Source organism: Klenkia sp. PcliD-1-E (genome assembly GCF_024124375.1).
Taxonomy (GTDB): Bacteria; Actinomycetota; Actinomycetes; order Mycobacteriales; family Geodermatophilaceae; genus Klenkia.
In genome coordinates this window covers 1-3,340 of record NZ_JAMXRZ010000210.1, presented here as the reverse complement: position 1 = coordinate 3,340, position 3,340 = coordinate 1, and the positions used below count along the sequence as shown (strand labels likewise).

The window sequence follows — 3,340 nt, the reverse complement described above, 5'->3', positions numbered from 1 at the left end:
CGCTGGGCCAGCAGCAACGCGCCGAGGAAGCTGAGCACGCCGCCGGGCAGTGCCAGCAGGACGTCGCCGACGACCGCGCCGTAGAGCAGCAGGGCGACGCCGGGGACCAGCAGCAGCAGGCCGAGGACCAGCCGCAGCACGCCGGGCCGGGACCGCAGCGGGGCGGCGTCGGTCGGGCGCAGTGCCGCGAGCGGGGCCATCCGGGTCGCGGCGCGGGCGGGGGCCAGCGCGGCGACCACGGTGGTCAGCAGGCCGACGGCCAGGCCGGCGGCCACGGCGACCCACGGGACGGAGACCCCGGCCAGCGGGATCGGTGAGTCCAGGGCCTGCGCCAGCGCGGACACCCCGGCGGCCAGACCGGTGCCGGCCAGCACGCCGAGCGCGGAGGCGGCCAGGCCGGTGATCGCGGCCTCGCCGAGCACGCTGCGCCGGACCTGGGCGGACGTCGCGCCCACGCAGCGCAGCAGCGCCAGCTCCCGGGTCCGCTGCGCCAGCAGGACGGCGAAGGTGTTGGCGATGACCAGCCCGGCGACCAGGACGGCGACCGTGGCGAAGACCAGCAGCACCACGGCGAGGGCGTCGGAGTCGCCGGTCAGCGCCGCGGCGGCGGACTCGGCCGCCTCGGTGCCGGTCTGCAGGGTGACCGCGCGGGTGGTGACGGCGGCCTGCAGCGCCACCGGGTCGGGGTCGCCGGCGATCAGCAGCTCGCTGGCCCAGGCACCCCACTCCTGGGCCTGCTCCGGGGTCACGAACCCCTGGGTGAACAGGCCACCGGTGACCGACCCGGAGGTGTCGACCAGCCCGGTCACCGTCAGGTCGCCGCTCAGCTCGGTGCCCTCGGCGTCGTAGGTGGTGTAGGGGACGACGTCCCCGACGGCGACGTCACCGCCGGCGGACAGCGCGACCTGGCCCGGTCCGGTCGGCAGGCTGCCGGCGGCCAGCTGCTGCCAGCGCAGGGCGGGGTCGTCGGCGACGGTGCCGATCGAGACGTAGCGCGCGCCGGTGGTGCCGGGCAGCACGGCCTGCAGGGAGGTGTCCCACTGGGGGGCCACCGCGCTGACGCCGGGGACGGCGGCCACGGCGGCCACCTGGTCGGCGAGGGTGTCGCCCTCGGTCGAGGTCAGCACCAGGTCGGCGCCGGTGTACTGCGCACCGACGGCGTCCAGCACGGTGGACTTCGCGGTCTGGTTCAGCACCAGGGTGGCCACCACGAACGCGACGGCGATGACGATCGCCGTCATCGAGGCGACCAGCCGGCCGGCGTGGGCCCGGACCTGGGCGAGGAGGACGCGGCGCACGCCTCAGCCCCCCAGTCCGCGGAGGGCGTCGATGACCGCGTCGGCGGTGGGCTGGTGCACCTCGCCGGCCAGGTGCCCGTCGGCCAGCAGCACCACGCGGTCGGCGTACCCCGCAGCGACCGGGTCGTGGGTGACCATGACGACCGTCTGACCGGTCTCGCGGACGCTGGAGCGCAGCAGGCCGAGCACCTCGGCACCGGTGCGGGAGTCCAGGTTGCCGGTCGGCTCGTCGGCGAACACGACGTCGGGACGGGGCAGCAGGGCGCGGGCGACGGCGACGCGCTGCTGCTGGCCGCCGGAGAGCTCGTAGGGCCGGTGGCCGAGCCGGTCGCGCAGGCCGAGGCGGGCCACGACGTCGTCCATCCAGGCCCGGTCGGGGCGGTGGCCGGCCAGCTGCATGGGCAGCGTCATGTTCTCCGCCGCGGTGAGCACCGGCAGCAGGTTGAAGGCCTGGAAGACGAAGCCGATCCGCTCGCGGCGCAGGGTGGTCAGCTGCTCGTCGCGCAGCCGGGTCAGCTCGGTGTCGCCGAGCCACACCTGGCCCGCCGTGGCGGTGTCCAGCCCGGCGAGGCAGTGCATCAGGGTGGACTTCCCGGAACCCGACGGGCCCATGATCGCGGTGAACCGGCCGCGCTGGAAGGCGACGTCGACACCCGCGAGCGCGTGGACGGCGGTCTCCCCGCGGCCGTAGGTCTTGCGCAGGCCGGCGGCGCGGACGGCGGCGGTGGTGGGCGGTGCCTCGCCGGGGACGGTCATCACGGGCACGGACATCGGGAGCTCCTCGGACGCGGTGATCAGGTCGGCACCCAGCGTCGCGGCGGGCGGCGTCCCCCCGCGTCGGAGCTGGGTCCCGACCCTGGACCGGCTGTGCTGCACCCCAGGAGGGACCGGGGTCATCCCGTGGGTGGACCCGACCGACGGCGCTGCCGGGTCAGCGCCCCCGCACGACGGGCAGCAGGACCCGGTCGACGAGGGTGTCCACCTCGGCGGGGGTGAGCGCGGGCCCGGCCGCGCTGCAGCGTTCCCACCACAGCGCCTGCAGCAGCCGGTGCAGCAGCCTCTGCCGCGCGAGGTCGACCAGCCGACCCCGTGCGGACTCCCGCTCGCAGACCAGGGCTGCCGCCTCGGCGAGCGGGGCGACGAGCGCCCGGTCCAGGGTGGCGCGCAGCCGCGGGTCGTGGCGCGCCTCGCCGACGACCGAGCCGATCGCCCGCTGCAGGACGTCGGCGGGCGGGACGGCGGGCTGCACCAGGGCGACGAGGTCGCCGCGCAGCGAGCCCGTGGCCGGGGGCGGTTCGACCAGCCGCACCCGGCCCAGGGCGTCGGCGAGCAGCGCGGACATGTCCGGCCAGCGGCGGTAGATGGCGGACTTGCCGGCCCCGGTGCGCAGGGCCAGCACCTCGGCGTTGAGCTCGCCGTACCCCCGCTCGGCGACCAGATCGACGGCGCCGTCCAGGAGGCGTCGGGTGAGGTCGAGGTCGCGGGGACGACCGGTGCGGACGGCGGGGGTGGGTGCCACGGTGCTCGATCCCGGGCGCGGCCGCGCCCTGCTGGGGGAGGGGGCTGCACCCCCGTGGTCCGCGCCGTGTCTGGACGCCCGGAAGCACCGGAGCCGCGAACGCTACGCCGGTTCCAGCAGGTCGCCCGGGCCGGCCGACCCGACCGGGACCGGCGATCCGTCGGCCGCGCGCGGGACCACGACGGTGTCCCGGCGCTCGTCGGGCAGCGTGGACGTGGCCTCGGGGGTGGTGAGCACCACGGTGGCCCGTGCCGCCCCGGTGCCCCGCTGCGCCACGACGCAGCGGGCCGCGACGGCGAGCCCGGCCGGGTCGGTGCCCGCCGGGAAGCCCTGGGTGCCGCAGCCGATCTGCTGCAGGCTGCCGTCCTCCAGCCGGTCCGCCCAGGCCGTGCTGACCACGAGGGCGCCGCTCGGCTGCGGGACCGCCAGGACGACGGCGTCCACCGCGCCGCCGAGCGGGCGCGGGAGCGTGCCGGCCCACAGCAGGAGCGGTCGCAGCGCGGCGGGGTCCTGGCCGGTCGGC

4 protein-coding genes are annotated in these 3,340 nt (G+C 77.4%); all 4 read right to left on the bottom strand.

What is annotated here, in order from left to right; genetic code table 11:
- Positions 1–1,298 (bottom strand): ABC transporter permease (locus NH342_RS23800; RefSeq protein ID WP_308200730.1); only part of this gene is annotated, 1,298 nt, incomplete at its 3' end.
- Positions 1,299–1,301: 3 nt separating this feature from the next.
- Positions 1,302–2,054: an ABC transporter ATP-binding protein gene (locus tag NH342_RS22430; protein WP_374209499.1), complete on the bottom strand. Its 753-nt coding sequence runs from the start codon at positions 2,052–2,054 to the stop codon at positions 1,302–1,304.
- 175 nt (positions 2,055–2,229) lie between these two features.
- Positions 2,230–2,817, bottom strand: coding sequence for a TetR/AcrR family transcriptional regulator (locus NH342_RS22425; RefSeq protein WP_253018499.1), 588 nt, complete (start codon positions 2,815–2,817; stop codon positions 2,230–2,232).
- A 102-nt stretch (positions 2,818–2,919) separates the two neighbouring features.
- Positions 2,920–3,340 (bottom strand): hypothetical protein (locus NH342_RS22420; protein WP_253018497.1); only part of this gene is annotated, 421 nt, incomplete at its 5' end.